Genomic DNA, 15,375 nt, shown 5'->3' with positions numbered 1-15,375 from the left:
GTCAACTATCCGCCAAGATCGGACAATTCCTCATATCCGCCACCGCGGCGGAAACCCACCGGAGCATTCCCCATGTCGATCCCCAGCAACGCGCCGGCCGGCGCGAACGCCCCTGCCTTGCCCATCGTCTGGCGCAAGCTGTCGGAGATGTGGAGCGCTACCAGTGCCCAGCGCGCCATCGTCGACGCCTATGAGCTGATCGCCTTCGACATCCCACCGGCCGGGCCGCATCCGCGCCTCATCGCGTGGGAGCTGCACACCGGCCCACAGTTCATGACGGGGGTTGCCGGGGGACCGGCCGACAGCTTCGAGGCTGCCAAGGCCGCCGCTGAAGCCGAAGTCCGTCGCCGGCTGAACGTCCCGACCGACACGCCGGCTTCCCTAGCGCTGGCACGATCGACCGTCATTCCCGCGCTGGGGCTGACCTTCGTCCAGGCCGAGGACCGCATCACCGCCGGCCTGTTGACGTCGACCGACCATCTCACGGTGAAGGAGTCGGACGCCTTCAGCGAGGAAATCGCCGACATCGCACAGGCGATCCATGAAACCGCCCCGTCGACCCTCTCCGATGCCATCGTGAAGCTCCGCGTCGCGACCGGTCCCCTGGGGCTGGAGGGAGGATATGGCGCCTGCCTGATCGAAGCCGTTCGGCAGGCCACGGAGTTCTTGGAGCGGCTTCATGAGGGAACCGCCCCACGACTTTGACGGACGGGAGGCCCGCGCCTTGCCCCCCCTTCGCGCTGGCGCCTGTACTCGGCCATACCCCCGCAAAATTTTTGCCCCCTCAAATTTCTTACCCCCCTCAACGTCGTTACCCCCTAAACGACGTTGAGGGGTAGCAGGAGCCGCCATTCTTATTTGACGCGCCATTACGTGTACACTTGACACGCAGTAGAACTGTGGTAGCTTGCGGAGAACCAATCGCGTCAACCATACGCACTTTCCTGCCACGGAGCTACCATGCACAACATTCCTGACATCTTAAAGGCCAGCTATGACAACGCCGACGTGGCGTTTGCATTGGGCCACCACAATTTCCCCGACTTCCGCAAGAACCTGGAACGTCATGGTCTGGTTACTCTGCCGCGTATCGACGAAAACCCGGCCCGGCCGAAGTTTCGCATTGGTCATGTCTATGAATACGCTCTGAATATGACCGTCAATTTGCATATGCCGCGCGAAGGGACCGCTGCTGCTGTCCGTCATCTGTTTGGCTACATGGAGGGATGCGCGACGCACCGCCTTAATGCTCTCGATGATGAAACGCGGCACGCCATCATGTTTGACGGCATGCAGGGCCGTTACGTTGAAGAGTCGTCAATCAAAACCCAGGCGGAATACGGTCGCTTCGTCGACTATCCGTGGCTCTATTTTAATGCGGAAATCCTGGATCGCTCGGATCAACGTAAGGCGAAGCCGTTGATCTGGGTGCTCCCGCCCGCACATCAGATGGTAGGTCGAGAGGCCATGCTCGTGGATGGCCCTGAAGTCAACACCGTGTTGGCCTGCCAGCATTTCACCGAGCGTCTCCGCAAAATCAACATCGACCCCGATGTCGTGGAACCGGTTCGGTCCATAAACATGATCAATGTGACTGATCTGCTTTCCGAGGTGGACCGCCGCCTCAACGTCCGCCTGCACGCCCGCCGCCTGCGCGGCGACATGTAACTATGTGCGTCGCCTTGGGCCGCCTTTTACCGGGGCGGCCCTTCTGACCTTCTGGAGTTGAACATGACCGCACTGAACGAGCGGCCGGGGCGCACCCCCCGGCTGCAAACGCCCCCGGTTTGCCTGGATCAAGCCGAGCCGCCTGTCTCCAACCCCAGTGCCCCCCAGCGCGTCCACAAGGTGGGCTACACCGTCAACGAATGGTGCCATGCCGCCGGCCTGGGGCGCTCGAAGCTCTACGAGATGATCGCCGATGGCACGGTTCAGTCCGTCACCGTCGGTCGCCGCCGCATCATCACCACCACGCCGGCTGATTTCCTGGCCGCGCTGGCCGGCGGCGCCGGGGCGTAACGACGCCCCACCCGCCCGGCAGTCATCCGCCGTTTGTGGCGGGTGCCGATCAAGCAGCGTACCGGCCCGATCCGATACTCCGCTTATGCCCCATCCGCGAAGGTCCGGTATGAAGTGGCTCCGCCTCTACAACGAAACCGTCAATGACCCGAAGTGGCGCATGATCGCCATTGAGACGGAGCAGCCGGTTCATGCCGTGTTGGCCGTCTGGATGGCGATGCTGTGCCATGCATCGGGCGCCGAACCCCGCGGAACTCTGACCGGCTGGAACGACCGTCTGACCGGGGCTGCCTTGGATCTGAAGGGCGCCGCTGTGGAAGCCATCCGCACGGCTATGGCTGGGGTTGTTCTTGACGGCGACCGGTTGTCAGCTTGGGACAAGCGCCAGTTCAAGACCGACGATGTGAATGAGCGGTCGAAGCGCCATCGCGCGAAGAAGCCCGCTCATGAGCGTGACGGAAACGTTGCAGAAACGGACGGCGACCCTACCCGCGACGGTCATGCAACGTTGCATGATCCGGATGCAACGTTGCCGCCTCTGCGCGCGACAGATCTCAGACTCCAGAATACAGAAGATCTTCCTGCTGATGACGCGCGCGCGTCGGTCACGGTGGTCGGTCGCGAGGTTCTGCGGCTGATCGGCGTCGAGAATGATCCCCGATGGTTCGGCAACTGGGGCCGCGTTGCCCAGTGGCTGGCCGACGGCGCAGACCCCGACACGGACATCTACCCGGCTATTCAGCGGGTCATGTCACGTCGACGCGCCCAAGGGCCACCGAGGGGCTTGGAGTATTTCGACCAAGCCATTGCCGACGCACTCGCCACCCGCAACCGCCCGATGCCCGAAGGAACGCCGCATGAGCAACGTCGTGGAATTCAATCCGTACGGCCTTCGGCCCCAGCAAACCGCTTCCAGCGAATACTTGACCGCGACCTTGCAGGCTGCGCTGAAGACGCCTGAAACCGTCGTGTTCACCGAGCATGGGACCGAGAACCGGCCGCTTCCCTGGCAGCCGCCGGCCGTCATCACCGACGCGATGAAGCGCGAGGCGGTGCATGCGTTGGGCGTGCTGAAGGTTCGTTCCAGGCCGGCGACCCAAGGAGAGGCGGAAGCCTTCGTGGCGCATCTGGCTAACCTCTGCGCCGGCAAGGAGTTGCCGCCCGAAAGCAAGCTGATGGGTGCGGTTTCTTCGATCCTGCGGGCCGAGTATCCCGCGGCGATCATCAACGACCCCGGTGCGCTGGATCGGGTCATGAAGCGGCTCTCCGCCGCCGACCGGCCGATGTGGTGGCCGAGTTGGCCGGAGCTGTCCGCCGCCCTGGACGGCGAACGGGCACATCTGCGGGCGCAATGGGAGCGGCTGAACGTGCTCGCCAAGGGCAACAGCGGCGCCCGCGCCATGCTGGCCCGCCAACGGCAAGACGACGCCACACCCCCGGCGACGGACGCACAGAAGGCGGCCGTGCGCGAGCTGCTGGCTGCCGCCGGGTTCGCCCTGAAGAGCGAACGTCCCCACCACTCCCGCTGAAGCTACGTCACCCGAAGGATTTCCCCAGATGGTCCACCCGGTTTCCCGTCACAGCCTGATCGAGCAGATGCTTGCGCCCGTGATCTTTGACAGCCGGCCTCTGCGGCGCTCCCGCATCGACGCGGCGTTGAGGGTGATCGGAGAGGTTCCCGCCCGCGACACCGAACTGGACGGCGTTCTGGTAGCCCTGCAGAGGAGACAGCGGGCCGGGGGACGGTCGGGCCGGAAGGGTCCTTCCCCCCACACCAAGGGCAGTCGGGGCTGACGGCCGCATCACGTTCCTAGCGTGTCATCGGTGTTAAGGCTTAACGGGCACAACCCTAAGCCGCACCTTCTCTTAACGATCCCGAGGTGCCCCATGCCCGGACCCGTCATCGAAACGAAAGCGGCTTTCGCCCGTCGCGTCGGCTTGAGCCGGCCCCGCATCACCCAGCTTGCCGCCAAGGGCCTTCCCGTCACGCCGGACGGCAAGGTGGACGTGGGCGCTGCGCTGGAGTGGATGAGCCGCGAACTCGACCCTACCCAGCGCGTCGCCCAATCCAAGGCCAAGGCCCGCCCCGCCCTGGTGCCGCCTGTTCCCGCGCCGGCGGATGGCGATGCAGAGGGCGGGGAGGACGGCGACCTGATCGCCGCCCGCACCGAACACGAATGGTTGAAGGTGGAGCGCGCCCGGCTGGCGCTGGAACTCGCCCGCGGCGATGTGGCGCCATGGGCTGAGATCAACCGCGTGCTGTTCGAGCATGGCCGGCGCAACCGGGATGCTTGGATGGCGTGGGCGCAGCGTGTGGTTCCCGACATGGCCGCGGAACTGAAGGTCGACGGCGCCACGCTGACGGCGACGCTGCGCAAGTTCGTGACTGCCCACCTTCGCGAGTTGTCGGAGGCCGCCCATGCTGACCGCTGATCTTGAAGCCCGCGCCCTGGCGATTGTCGCGGCCGGGTTGGCCCCGCCCCCGGACATGTCGCCGTCCGAATGGACAGAAGCGCACCGCAAGCTGGATGCCAGTGCGGCGTTGCCGGGGAAATTCTCCTTCGACGCCACCCCCTACTTCCGCAAGCCACTGGACGATCTGTCCACCACCAGTGGTATCAAGACGGTGGTGGTCTGCGCTGGTGCCCAGCTCGGCAAGACGGAGCTGCTGCTGTCGGCGGTGTGCTACTGGATCGCCAACGATCCCAAGCCGATCATGTGCGTGTGGCCCACGGTTGATGTGGCAAAGCGCGTCATCACGTCCCGCCTCGATCCGGCCATGGCCATGGTGCCCGAGGTGAAATCCCGACTGATCCCGGAGCGCAGCCGCGAGCGCGGCAACACGACCTTTCACAAGCGGCTGATCGGGGGCGGGGACCTTATCATCACCGGGGCAAACGCCCCGGCCCCCCTGCGCTCCAGCCCGATCAATTTCGCCCTGTTGGACGAGGTGTCCGCCTTCCCCGGATCGACCGACGAGGGCGACGTACTCGACCTCGTGTCGGCCCGGCAATACACCTACCCGCACACGGCGAAGACGCTGCTGACCAGCACGCCCTTGGACGAGGGGACGTGCAGGATCACCCGCGCCTATCTGGAGACTTCGCAGCAGAAGTATTTCGTGCCCTGCCTTCAGTGCGGACACGCATTCGTCATCACCTTTGCGGACATCCAATGGCCCAAGGGGCAGCCGGACAAGGCCGTGCTGGTCTGCCCGAGTTGTGGACGGCCCCACGACGATTTCGACAAGCCCGAACAGCTCCGCAACGGCGAATGGCGGGCAACGGCTGAAGGCGGAGACCCCACCATGGCCGGCTATTGGATTTCCGGTCTCTACTCGCCCTGGCTGCGCTATGGCGCAATGGCTGCCCACCATGCCAAGGCGCGCAAGGATCCCCCCCGGCTGCGGGTGTTCGTCAATACCGTGCTGGCCGAGACCTGGCGCGTTGAAGACGGCGAAGGGCTGAAGGATGAAGGCTTGCCCGGCCGGCGGATCGACCACGGCGGCGTGCTGCCAGCGGACACGCTTCTGGTAACGGTGGGGGTGGACGTTCAGGACGACCGGCTGGAGGTTCAGTTCGTCGCGTGGCATGTGGATGAACGATCCACCGTCTTCAAGCACGTCATCCTGTACGGCGACCCCAGCGGGAAACAGGTATGGACCGATCTGGACGACCTGTTGCACACGCCGATCCCGCACGCCCGAGCTGTGCCCGATCTGGTGCCCCGCGCCGTGTGCGTAGACTCTGGCGGCCATCATACCAGCACGGTCTATACCTACTGCCGCGCCCACGCGAGAGAGCGCTATTGGGCAGTGAAGGGGCGCGGCGGCCCCGGTGTGCCGATCTGGCCAAAGCGGGCCGGCAAGGGCAAAGGGGGCGCGAACGTCTTTTCCGTGGGCGTGGACGAGTGCAAGAGCACCCTTTACGGGCGCTTGCGCAATACAGAGTCGGGGGCGCCCGGCTACATCGGCTTTGACGCCTCACTGTCGGACTCGTGGTTCACCCAGCTTACGGCCGAACGGGTGGTGACGCGCTACAGCAAGGGTCATCCGGTGCGGGAATGGCGTCTGCCGGACAAGGCGCGCAACGAGGCCCTGGATTGCTACGTGTATGCGCTGGCCGCGCTGCATGGGCTGTATGCGATGGGGCTGGATCTTGAGCGGGAAGCGGGCCGGCTGGCGGTTGCCCCCTTGCGGGCGGCGGCTCCGGCCGGGCCGGTGCGCGTTGCGCCGACGCCGCGGGCGCGCTCCCCGATCCGGTCAAGCTATCTACAAAAAGGCTAATAGTCCTAAATAGGTTTGTTTTCTTTATTTTCGGCCTAAAGTCCTTTAAAATGCCCCACTCGACTGTTTCGAGGGGCACCAATGCTTGGGACTGTTCGCCGCTTCATTTCCGCTATGACCGCCGGCCGCCGCTCGCTTGACGCGGCCGGCGGTGGGCGCCTCGCGAACGCCCGCACCGTCAGCAACCTGAACAGCGACATTCTGGCGACCGCCGCCACGATCCAGCGCCGGGCGGCCTATTTCGCCCGCAACAACGCCCACGTCACCGCGGCGGTGAACGCACTGGTGACGAACATCGTCGGGCCGGGCATCAAGCCATCCTCGCAACACCCCGACCCGAAGACGCGCGAGGCCCTGCATGCCCTGTGGGCGCGCTGGACCGACCAATGCGACGTGGACGGCTTCGGCGACTTCTACGCCATGCAGGCGCTCATGGTGCGCCAGATGGTCGAAGCGGGGGAGAGCTTCGCCCGGTTCGTCACCACCGGCCCCGGCGACTGGCTGGAGGTGCCCTTTCAGATCCAGGTGATCCATCCGGCACAAGTCCCGCTCGAAACCCTTTCGGCGCTGGTGGACAATCGCATTCGGGGCGGTATCGAGTTCGACGCCGCCGGCCGGCGGATCGCCTATCACGTCCTCCCCGCCCGCCCGGACGATCCGATGACGCCGCTGGCCGGGCTGTGGAACCCGGTGCCAATCGCCGCCGCGGATATGGTCCACCTGTTCAACCCGATGGAACCCGGCCAGCTTCGCGGCCTGTCGTGGCTCGCGCCCGTGCTGTTGGCAGTGCATGAGATTGACCAGCTTCAGGACGCCGCCCTGGTGCGCGCCAAGCTGGCGAACCTGCTGTGTGCGGCGCTGGTGGACCCGAGCGGCGATGCAGGCGACTTGCAGGGGGAGGTTGATGGCGGCGTTCTGGACATCGGTCTGGAGCCGGGGACCATCCTCCCGCTGAAGCCGGGAACGTCGCTTGAGTTCTTCGACCCGAAGGAGTCGAGGCACTACAGCGCGTTCGTCAAGAGCCACCTTCAAGCCATCGCCGCCGGGCTTGGCGTGCCCTACGAGCTGCTGACCGGCGACCTGTCCGGGGTGAACTACAGTTCGATCCGGGCCGGGCTTGTAGAGTTCCGCAAGCGGCTGGAGCATTGGCAGCACAACGTTCTGGTCTATCGCCTTTGCCGGCCGGTGTGGGACCGCTTCATCCGAACCGCCCTGCTGTCCGGCTTGATCGACTTCCGCGCCTACGAGGCGAACCCGGCGGCCTTCCATCGCGTCGAGTGGCTACCGCCCAAACCGGTATGGGTGGACCCGAAGAAGGACGCCGAAGCCGAGATCCTGATGGTCAACGCTGGCTTTAAGAGCCGCGCCCAAGTCGTCACCGGCCTGGGCTACGACCCCGAACAGGTGGACGCGGAGATCGCCGCCGATACCGCCCGCGCCAAGCGCCTGGGGCTGAACATCGGCATAAGTCACAGCGGCGGCCCGCCGCTCGACGCCGCCCCCACCATCGCAGAGGACGCCGACGCATGAGCGCCATTGAGGCTGCCCGGTTCGAGAATGGCGAACCGCTCCCCTACATCCGCCTTGGCGACACCCACGCCCTGGGGTGGACCGCCGACGGCCCGCTGGCAGTCCACACGCCGCCGCTGGCCGCTGGGGTGGTGCGCGTCGCCTGCTCGGCCCCGTGCCGTATTGCCATCGGGCCGGACGCCACCGCGACCGCCGGGGACGCCATCCTTTGCCCCTTCGTCATTGAGCGATTTGTCGTGCGCGGTGGCGACCGGGTGTCGGTCTGGACGGACGATCCGACCCGACATCTCGGAGCCGTGACCGTCACCAGCGCGGGAGGACTCGCATCATGAGCAACACGTTGACCCGCGCGCTTGGCGGCACCACCCCGGCCACGCTCAACCGGGAGACCCGCACGGTCGATGTGGTGGCCCTGTCCGGGTTGGCCCCGGCCGTTCGCAAGGCCCCGGCCCCGGACGGCACGGCCGAAGCCTGGATTGAAGAACTGGACGCGGCCGGAGCCGACCTTGCGCGCTTCGTCGGCGGGCCGGCGCTGAAGGACCATCGCGCTACCACCGACAACGCGGTGGGCGTGGTGAACACGGCGGCGCTGGCGGCCGGCGGACAGATCCACGCAACGGTGCGCTTCTCCCGCAAGCCGGCGGCTGACGAGCTGATGCAGGACGTTGGCGACGGGATCGTCCGCGGCGTCTCGCTCGGCTACCGCGTCACCCGCTGGCAGGTGGTCGGGCGCCGCGACGGCTTGCGCGTCTTCCGCGCCGTCGCCTGGGAACCCTACGAGCTGAGTTTCACCCCCGTGCCCGTTGATGCGGGCGCTATCGTCAGGAGCAACACCACCATGCCCACCGCGAACCCGAACCCGGATTTCAAGCCGTGCGAGGCGTGCGCCACGCCGAAGGGATGCGCCTCTTTCGGCGGATGCGTCCGTGACGCGGAAAACGACAACGGCGCCCCCACGCCGGCCCCCGCACCTGCCCCCGCGCCCGCCGCCGGCAACCCGCCCCCGACGGACGGCACCCGCGCCCAAATCAACCGGGAAATCCGCACCATCGCCCATGTGGCTGGTCTGCCGGCCAGCTTCGCGGACAGCCTGATCGACAACGGCGCCACCGTCGAGGCCGCCCGTGCCGCCGCCTTCGCCGATCTGGCCCGCCGCGGTGGCGTCGCCATTTCCAACGCCGCGCCGATCATGATCGGCACCGACCACACCGACCCCAGCGCCATCCGCCGGAGCATGGCCGATGCGCTGGCCGCCCGCCTCGCTCCCGGTCTGGTGAAGCCCGAGGGCCGGGCGCGCGAGTTCATGGGGCACCGCGCGCTGGACATGGTGGGTGAACTGGCCGTAGCGCGGGGGCAGCGCTTCAACCGCTTCGACCAGAACGCGCTGATGGAACGCGCCATCGGGGCGCACACCACCGGGGATTTCCCGCTGCTGCTGGCCGACGCCGGCAACAAGATCCTGCTGGCGCGCTACGCCGCCGCCAACCCGACCTATCGCCAGTGGGCGGCCCGGCGCGGCTTCACCGATTTCAAGCCGCACAAGTTCCTTCGCGTGGGGGATTTCCCGTCCTTCCAGAACCTCGCCGAGTCGGGAGAGGTGAATTACGGCACCATGTCGGAGAACCGGGAACAGGTCTCCGCGGCCGAGTTCGCCACGGGGATCATCATCGGGCGCCGCGCCCTGGTGAACGACGATCTGTCGGCGCTGTCGGACTTCTCCAGCATGATCGCCATCCGCACCGCGGCGGACGAAAACCGGCTGGTCTATGGCCTGCTGACCGTCAACCCAGTCATGTCGGACGGCAAGACGCTGTTCCACGCCGACCACGGCAACAAGGCCGCCGCCGGTGCGGCCATCACCGTTGCGAGCGTCGGCGCCGCGGTGGCGGCGCTGCGCAAGATGAAGTCGCTGGACGGTATCCCGCTCAACCTGACGCCGCGGTTCCTGGTGGTCGGGCCGGACAAGGAGTTGGAGGGGCGGCAGGTTCTGGCGAGCATCACCCCGGCCAAGGCCGGCGACACCAACCCCTGGGCCGGGATGATGGATCTGATTGTCGACGCCAACATCACCGGCAACGGCTGGTATGTGATGGCGGACCCCGCGATTTGCCCGACCGTGGTCTATGGCTACGTGGCCGGGTCCGAAGGTCCGCAGATCAAGACGGAAACCGATTTCGATACCCAGGCGGTGAAGGTCCGGGCCGGGCTGGACTTCGGTTATGGCGTCATCGACTTCCGGGGCGCCCACCACAACGCTGGCAACGGCTGACCATGGCGGCGCTGGCTGACCTCATTTCGTGGCGGGACGCGCTCCAGGCGGCCCGCTACAGCGGCGCGCGGCGCGTGGTCTACGGCGGCAAGGAGACGGAGTTCAAGAGCGACGCCGAAATGGCCGCCGCCCTGGCCGCCCTTGATCGGCAGATCGCCGCCGCCGGCACCGCGCCGCGCGCCTCCTTCATCCGCGTTTCATCCAGTAAGGGGATCTAACCCATGAAGAACTTCGTTCACAACGGCGCCTCGATCAACGTCGCGGCCCCGGCCGGCGGCGTCACCAGCGGGGGCGGCGTCATCGTTGGCGCGCTGTTCGGCGTGGCCGCGACCACGGCGACCGAAGGCGAACCGGTGTCGCTGGCAATCGTAGGCGTCTACGAGTTGCCCAAGCTGGGCACGGCGGTCATTGCGGCCGGGGGCTTGGTGTCCTGGGATGCGACCAACCATCGGTGCGATGCGCCGGGCACCGGCCGCTATCCCATCGGTGCCGCCATCCAGGCCGCCGGCAACGGGGCCGGGACGGTCAAGGTGCGCCTGGACGGCGTGTCCACCGTCGCCGCGTCCTGATCCGCCACATATGACGGGCGCGCGGCCCGCCCGACCCCGGCCGGGGAAGGCCGCGCCCCCTCTATCTTCCCCTCCGGTGCCCCATGATCGACTTCGACCGCTTCGCCGTCGCCCCGTCCTTCCTGACCTTCGGGGAGGCTGCGACCTACACCCCGTCCGGCGGATCGCCCACCCCCTGCCGCGTCATCCGGGAGGGTGGCGGCAAGCCGGTGAAGTTCGGCCCGGTGACGGTCTACCTCTCCAGCCTCTCTTTCGACGTGCGCGCGTCCGAGGTGCCAGATCCTGCCGCTGGCGGCGTGTTCCGGGTGGGCGCCATGGCCTATACCATCACCGGCACGCCCTATCACCCCGAGGATGACCCGCACGGGCTGGTGTGGAGCTGTGGCGTGCTGTGGGGCGCCCCGATCCTGTACCGGAGCGTGTCCGGGGAGGGGCGAGACCAGAACCCCCCACGGGGCAGCGAATGGGCCATGGCGGCACCAGCGCCGGCCGGGGCTGTGTCGATCGACATTGCCGGCACCCTGGTAGGCGGCCAGCTTCGGCCGGGCGACCGCGTAACCATCGGGGCTGTGGTCTACACCATCACCACCAGCACCACAGCCGCATCTGGCCGCTTCGACGGCGCGGGCATCGCCCCGGCGCTGGCCGCGCCCGCCGCTGCCGGGGCGCCTGTGACGCTGACCTTCGCCCGCGACTATCCCGTGTTGGCCGGGATGGCGGGCTATGACGACGCCATGGCGGGAGCCGTCGTGACCGGAACCCGGCGGATCATCATCATGCAGGATCGCTTGACCGCCGCCGGCTGCACCAATGCGCCGAAGCCGGGGGACGTAGTGACGTTCGAGGGGCAACCCTTCGCCGTGGTCGCCGCGACCGCGCTTTATCAGGGGGCGGCACCTTTCGCGTGGGACCTGCAATGCAAGTAGGGGCAACGCTCCACTATCGCAGTGTCGCTGGCACGTCACCGCGGCCATGGCCGTGGGGCGCATCCTTGCCGGCGAAACCGGCCCCAGCGTCTACGAGGGCGACAGCCGGCGGGAGGGGGTCTTGTACGTCTGACGGACGGGCCGATTTATGCGTTACACGAGTCCTGTAACGCACATGCCCTTTCCCCTCGCACCATCCGCGACCGTCCGCAAACAGCCGTCCCAATCCGCTTCAAAGTGTGGGGTAAAGCGTGGGGAAATGAAAAAGGCCAGAGCGGATTTCTGTTTGAAATCAACGCGCTGGCCTCAAATTCTGGCGGAAGAGGTGGGATTCGAACCCACGGTAGGCTCACACCTACGACGGTTTTCAAGACCGTTGCCTTAAACCACTCGGCCACTCTTCCCCAGGCCCACGGGAGTAGCGAATGCGTCGCGGTGGGTCAAGTGTCGCGCGCAAGGTGCTGCGATTTGCCCCTCAATTCCGGATCGGGCGGCCAAGCGTGCGCAGGCGCCGGGTCGGTTTGGGCGGGCTGGGGCTGTCGGAGAAGTCGGGAAGGCTGGGGGCGCGGGCGATGGTCTTGCGGATCAGCTCCGCGGTGGCGTCCAGATCGTCCAGCACATCCGCGGCCACCCGGTCGGCATAGCGCGGACTCAGCAGACGGGCGCGGGTCTGGTCGATGCTGCGCAGCTCCGGTTCGAACAGTTCGCGGGCGCCGATGGGCAGGACCTGATCCTGGCGCATTCCGGAGAAATAGTTGCGCATCGCCCGCACCAGCATGCGGGTCAGCAGCAGGTCCATCCGTTCGAACTCGGCACGAAGGTCGCTCAGCCGCGACTCGTCGACGCCCTGCAGCCGCTCCTCGGTCAGGGCGAACAGGGCGCGGATTTCCTCCACCTTGCGGCGGAAATCGATGAAGGAGGCGAAACGGTCGTCGCCGATGTCGCGTTGCGCCCGCTCGGCAAGCCGCGACGCCTCGGTCGCCTGACGTTCAAGCGCCGCCAGCAGCCGTTTTACCTCTTCCCGGCCAGTGTCGCGCCCCCACGCCATGCCGCCCTTCGCTCCCCCTGTGACCATGGCAGCCGGTTGTCATGCCGGCCGCGCAGCCATCTTAATGGCAAGAGTTTTAACAAAATGCTGTTGTTTCGCGGATTCCACAGGCCGCGGTCAGGCGTCGCGCAGTTCCAGCACCACCGGGGTGTGATCGGACGCCTTTTCCAGACCGCGCGGGCCGCGGTCGATGCTGCAGCCGGCCAGACGGTCGGCGGCCTGCGGCGACAGCAGGAAATGGTCGATGCGCAGGCCGTTGTCGCGCGGCCAGCTGCCGGCCTGATAATCCCAGAAGGTATAGGCGCGGTCGTCGTCATGCAGGGCGCGGTAGGCCTCGGTCAGGCCGAGATTCAACAGGGCGCGGAACTTGGCTCGCGACTCCGGGCGGAACAGGGCGTCACCGGCGAAGGCCTGCGGCGAGAACACGTCGCGCGCCTCGGGGATGATGTTGTAGTCGCCGCCCAGCACCACCGGGATTTCCCGGGCCAGCAGGGTCCGGGCATGGTCGTACAGCCGATCCATCCAGCGCAGCTTGTAGGCGAACTTCTCCCCCGGCACCGGGTTGCCGTTGGGCAGATAGAGCGAGGCGATGCGAACGCCGGACACGGTGGCCTCGACATAGCGGGCCTGCTCGTCCTCCGGCTCGCCGGGCAGGCGGGTCAGCACGTCTTCGGCCGGAGCCTTCGACAGCAAGGCGACGCCGTTGTAGGCCTTCTGCCCGACGGCATTGACGTGGTAGCCGAGCTCCTCGAACGCCGCAGCGGGGAAGGCGGCGGTCTCGCATTTGATTTCCTGGAAGAGCACGACATCCGGGGACGTCGTGCGCAGCCAGTCGATGATCAGCGGAAGGCGGGCCTTCGCCGAGTTGACGTTCCAGGTGGCGATCTTCACGAAACAGGCCTGCCTTCTCTTCTTTATCTTTGGCTTCAGACGGCGGCCTTAGACCGCGAAGGAGTTGCCGCAGCCGCAGGACGCGCTGGCGTTCGGGTTCTTGATCTGGAAGGCGGCGCCCATCAGGTCCTCGACATAATCCAGCGTGGCGCCGGCCAGCAGGTCGAGCGAGGCGTCGTCGGTCACCACCTTGGTGCCGTCCTTCTCGAAGACATGGTCCTCGTCGGTCGTGGTCTCGTCGAAGCTGAAGCCGTACTGGAAGCCGGAGCAGCCGCCGCCGGACACGGTCAGGCGCAGCATCAGCTTCGGATTGCCCTCCTGCGCGATCAGGAAGGCGACGCGCTTGGCGGCACTCTCGCTGACGGCGAGGATGCGGGCTTCGGTGGGCAGTGCGGTATCGGGCATGGGGTGGCCCCTTTGGTGCGATGCGGGAGTTGCCACAAATGTAAGGGGGAACGATGCCTTCGTCAAAGTATGGGCACGATTGCGCCGAACCGTTGCGCTTCTGGCACGCTCGTTCGGACGCTGGCCCTGGGGCCGGGGCATAGCACGCCTTCGCCGTTGCACCCGCGTCCCCCCGCCGGTAGTGTCCGGCCCATGACGGAGGACTGTTTTCACGATCGGCTGGCTCCCTATGCCTGCAACCCGGCGGACACGCGCGGGCGGCTGGTGGCGGAGCCGGAAAGCCCGACGCGCTCGTGCTTCCAGCGCGACCGCGACCGCATCGTGCATTCCGGGGCCTTCCGCCGGCTGAAGCACAAGACGCAGGTCTTCGTCTATCACGAGGGCGATTATTACCGCACCCGGCTGACCCACAGCCTGGAGGTGGCGCAGATCGCGCGGTCGATCAGCCGCACGCTGTCCCTGAACGAGGATCTGGCGGAGGCGGTGGCGCTGGCCCACGACCTGGGTCACACCCCCTTCGGCCATGCCGGGGAAGACGCGCTGAACGCCTGCATGGAGCCCTATGGCGGCTTCGCCCACAACGACCAGACCCTGCGCATCCTGACGCGGCTGGAACGGCGCTATGCCGAATTCGACGGGCTGAACCTGACCTGGGAAGCGGTGGAAGGCGTGGTCAAGCACAACGGCCCGCTGCTGCCGCTGCTTCCCGGTCACCGTCTGCCGACCACCATCGCCGCCTTCCAGGGCGAGTGGGATCTGGAGCTGCACACCAATCCGGGGGCCGAGGCGCAGGTGGCGGCGCTGGCCGACGACATCGCCTACAACAACCATGACATCGACGACGGCCTTCGCGCCGGCCTGTTCACGGTCGAGGAGGTGGCGGAGTTGCCGCTGGTCGGCCCGCTCGTCCGCGAGGTCTGCGACCGCTATCCGGGGCTGGAGCGCTCCCGCCTGATCCACGAGACGGTGCGGCGGATGATCAACGCCATGGTCGTCGATCTGGTGACCGAGACGCGGCGGCGGCTGGCGGAGCACAGGCCGGGAAGCGCGGCCGAACTGCGCGCCCTGCCGGTGGCGATGGTCAGCTTCTCCGACGGGATGCTGGAGGCGCAGCGGCCCTTGCGCGCCTTCCTGCGCCAGCGCATGTACCGGCACTATCGCGTGAACCGCGAGATGAGCAAGTGCAAGCGCGTGGTGCGCGCCCTGTTCCAGCTGTTCATGGACGAGCCCAACACCCTGCCGACCGAATGGCAGCGCGACATTGCCAGGCATGGCGGCGACGCCGACCTTGCGGTGCGTGCCCGCCATGTGGCCGATTACATCGCCGGCATGACCGACCGCTACGCGCTGGCCGAACATGACCGGCTGTTCGACCTGCATGTGAAGACCTGAGCCGTGAGGCTCCTGTGACCTCCTGAAAAGACGACCTGAGA

The 15,375-nt window shown here is 66.8% G+C and carries 17 protein-coding genes and 1 tRNA gene; 14 read left to right on the top strand and 4 right to left on the bottom strand.

What is annotated here, in order from left to right; all coding sequences use genetic code 11:
• The first annotated feature begins 72 nt into the window (after window positions 1-72).
• From AZOLI_RS17305 to AZOLI_RS17240, 13 genes are all read left to right on the top strand, one after another.
• The gene (locus tag AZOLI_RS17305; RefSeq protein WP_014188453.1) at window positions 73-705 is read left to right on the top strand and encodes a hypothetical protein; all 633 of its coding nucleotides are present in this window, start codon (window positions 73-75) and stop codon (window positions 703-705) included.
• A 255-nt stretch (window positions 706-960) separates the two neighbouring features.
• Complete coding sequence (locus AZOLI_RS32565; RefSeq protein ID WP_044551573.1) at window positions 961-1,668, top strand: hypothetical protein; 708 nt, start codon at window positions 961-963, stop codon at window positions 1,666-1,668.
• 63 nt (window positions 1,669-1,731) lie between these two features.
• Window positions 1,732-2,019 (top strand): hypothetical protein, encoded by a 288-nt coding sequence (locus AZOLI_RS33065; protein ID WP_014188451.1) that lies wholly within the window; start codon window positions 1,732-1,734, stop codon window positions 2,017-2,019.
• A 109-nt stretch (window positions 2,020-2,128) separates the two neighbouring features.
• Window positions 2,129-2,980, top strand: coding sequence for a hypothetical protein (locus AZOLI_RS31275; protein WP_014188450.1), 852 nt, complete (start codon window positions 2,129-2,131; stop codon window positions 2,978-2,980).
• Window positions 2,943-3,548 carry a hypothetical protein gene (locus tag AZOLI_RS17285; protein ID WP_162488249.1) on the top strand — a complete coding sequence of 202 codons (606 nt, stop codon included), beginning with the start codon at window positions 2,943-2,945 and terminating at the stop codon, window positions 3,546-3,548. Before AZOLI_RS31275 ends, AZOLI_RS17285 begins: the two co-directional genes overlap by 38 nt.
• 358 nt (window positions 3,549-3,906) lie before the next feature.
• Window positions 3,907-4,452, top strand: a complete 546-nt coding sequence (locus AZOLI_RS17275) for a hypothetical protein (RefSeq protein ID WP_014188447.1) — start codon at window positions 3,907-3,909, stop codon at window positions 4,450-4,452.
• Window positions 4,439-6,304, top strand: coding sequence for a phage terminase large subunit family protein (locus AZOLI_RS17270; protein ID WP_014188446.1), 1,866 nt, complete (start codon window positions 4,439-4,441; stop codon window positions 6,302-6,304). The genes AZOLI_RS17275 and AZOLI_RS17270 overlap by 14 nt, the downstream gene beginning before the upstream one ends.
• Before the next feature lie 81 nt (window positions 6,305-6,385).
• The gene (locus AZOLI_RS17265) at window positions 6,386-7,834 is read left to right on the top strand and encodes a phage portal protein (RefSeq protein WP_044551568.1); all 1,449 of its coding nucleotides are present in this window, start codon (window positions 6,386-6,388) and stop codon (window positions 7,832-7,834) included.
• Entirely contained in the window at window positions 7,831-8,166 is a 336-nt protein-coding gene (locus AZOLI_RS17260) for a hypothetical protein (protein ID WP_014188444.1), read from the top strand. The genes AZOLI_RS17265 and AZOLI_RS17260 overlap by 4 nt, the downstream gene beginning before the upstream one ends.
• Entirely contained in the window at window positions 8,163-10,103 is a 1,941-nt protein-coding gene (locus AZOLI_RS17255; protein WP_014188443.1) for a prohead protease/major capsid protein fusion protein, read from the top strand. The genes AZOLI_RS17260 and AZOLI_RS17255 overlap by 4 nt, the downstream gene beginning before the upstream one ends.
• 2 nt (window positions 10,104-10,105) lie before the next feature.
• A complete protein-coding gene (locus tag AZOLI_RS17250; protein WP_014188442.1) occupies window positions 10,106-10,321 on the top strand; it encodes a phage head-tail joining protein in 216 nt (71 codons plus the stop codon).
• Between the two features lie 3 nt (window positions 10,322-10,324).
• Window positions 10,325-10,672, top strand: coding sequence for a DUF2190 family protein (locus AZOLI_RS17245; protein ID WP_014188441.1), 348 nt, complete (start codon window positions 10,325-10,327; stop codon window positions 10,670-10,672).
• An 83-nt stretch (window positions 10,673-10,755) separates the two neighbouring features.
• Window positions 10,756-11,598 (top strand): head-tail joining protein, encoded by an 843-nt coding sequence (locus tag AZOLI_RS17240; protein WP_014188440.1) that lies wholly within the window; start codon window positions 10,756-10,758, stop codon window positions 11,596-11,598.
• Between the two features lie 314 nt (window positions 11,599-11,912).
• Here AZOLI_RS17240 and AZOLI_RS17235 read toward each other — a convergent pair.
• The 4 genes from AZOLI_RS17235 to erpA all read right to left on the bottom strand — a co-directional run bounded on the left by AZOLI_RS17235 (window position 11,913) and on the right by erpA (window position 13,942).
• Window positions 11,913-12,002 (bottom strand) — tRNA-Ser (locus AZOLI_RS17235).
• Between the two features lie 71 nt (window positions 12,003-12,073).
• On the bottom strand, window positions 12,074-12,646 hold the full coding sequence (locus tag AZOLI_RS17230; RefSeq protein ID WP_014188439.1) for a hypothetical protein: 573 nt from the start codon (window positions 12,644-12,646) through the stop codon (window positions 12,074-12,076).
• A gap of 117 nt (window positions 12,647-12,763) precedes the next feature.
• Complete coding sequence (gene xth / locus AZOLI_RS17225; protein ID WP_014188438.1) at window positions 12,764-13,537, bottom strand: exodeoxyribonuclease III; 774 nt, start codon at window positions 13,535-13,537, stop codon at window positions 12,764-12,766.
• A 48-nt stretch (window positions 13,538-13,585) separates the two neighbouring features.
• Entirely contained in the window at window positions 13,586-13,942 is a 357-nt protein-coding gene (gene erpA / locus AZOLI_RS17220; protein WP_014188437.1) for an iron-sulfur cluster insertion protein ErpA, read from the bottom strand.
• Window positions 13,943-14,134: 192 nt separating this feature from the next.
• Between erpA and AZOLI_RS17215 the strand changes: the two genes are divergently transcribed.
• Window positions 14,135-15,334 carry a deoxyguanosinetriphosphate triphosphohydrolase gene (locus AZOLI_RS17215; RefSeq protein WP_014188436.1) on the top strand — a complete coding sequence of 400 codons (1,200 nt, stop codon included), beginning with the start codon at window positions 14,135-14,137 and terminating at the stop codon, window positions 15,332-15,334.
• Window positions 15,335-15,375: the final 41 nt, after the last annotated feature.

Origin of the sequence: Azospirillum lipoferum 4B (assembly GCF_000283655.1) — a bacterium.
Lineage (GTDB): Bacteria > Pseudomonadota > Alphaproteobacteria > Azospirillales > Azospirillaceae > Azospirillum > Azospirillum lipoferum_C.
Note: the sequence above shows the minus strand (reverse complement) of the source record. Positions and strands in the feature narration are given on the sequence as shown.

Excerpts from the sequence above, each read along its gene's own strand:
- AZOLI_RS17265 (WP_044551568.1), top strand. The coding sequence starts at position 6,386 with ATGCTTGGGACTGTTCGCCGCTTCATTTCCGCTATGACCGCCGGCCGC.
- AZOLI_RS31275 (WP_014188450.1), top strand. The coding sequence starts at position 2,129 with ATGAAGTGGCTCCGCCTCTACAACGAAACCGTCAATGACCCGAAGTGG.
- AZOLI_RS17255 (WP_014188443.1), top strand. The coding sequence starts at position 8,163 with ATGAGCAACACGTTGACCCGCGCGCTTGGCGGCACCACCCCGGCCACG.
- AZOLI_RS17305 (WP_014188453.1), top strand. The coding sequence starts at position 73 with ATGTCGATCCCCAGCAACGCGCCGGCCGGCGCGAACGCCCCTGCCTTG.
- AZOLI_RS17230 (WP_014188439.1), bottom strand. The coding sequence starts at position 12,646 with ATGGCGTGGGGGCGCGACACTGGCCGGGAAGAGGTAAAACGGCTGCTG.
- AZOLI_RS33065 (WP_014188451.1), top strand. The coding sequence starts at position 1,732 with ATGACCGCACTGAACGAGCGGCCGGGGCGCACCCCCCGGCTGCAAACG.
- AZOLI_RS17240 (WP_014188440.1), top strand. The coding sequence starts at position 10,756 with ATGATCGACTTCGACCGCTTCGCCGTCGCCCCGTCCTTCCTGACCTTC.
- erpA (WP_014188437.1), bottom strand. The coding sequence starts at position 13,942 with ATGCCCGATACCGCACTGCCCACCGAAGCCCGCATCCTCGCCGTCAGC.
- AZOLI_RS32565 (WP_044551573.1), top strand. The coding sequence starts at position 961 with ATGCACAACATTCCTGACATCTTAAAGGCCAGCTATGACAACGCCGAC.
- AZOLI_RS17250 (WP_014188442.1), top strand. The coding sequence starts at position 10,106 with ATGGCGGCGCTGGCTGACCTCATTTCGTGGCGGGACGCGCTCCAGGCG.
- AZOLI_RS17270 (WP_014188446.1), top strand. The coding sequence starts at position 4,439 with ATGCTGACCGCTGATCTTGAAGCCCGCGCCCTGGCGATTGTCGCGGCC.
- AZOLI_RS17275 (WP_014188447.1), top strand. The coding sequence starts at position 3,907 with ATGCCCGGACCCGTCATCGAAACGAAAGCGGCTTTCGCCCGTCGCGTC.
- AZOLI_RS17215 (WP_014188436.1), top strand. The coding sequence starts at position 14,135 with ATGACGGAGGACTGTTTTCACGATCGGCTGGCTCCCTATGCCTGCAAC.
- AZOLI_RS17260 (WP_014188444.1), top strand. The coding sequence starts at position 7,831 with ATGAGCGCCATTGAGGCTGCCCGGTTCGAGAATGGCGAACCGCTCCCC.
- AZOLI_RS17245 (WP_014188441.1), top strand. The coding sequence starts at position 10,325 with ATGAAGAACTTCGTTCACAACGGCGCCTCGATCAACGTCGCGGCCCCG.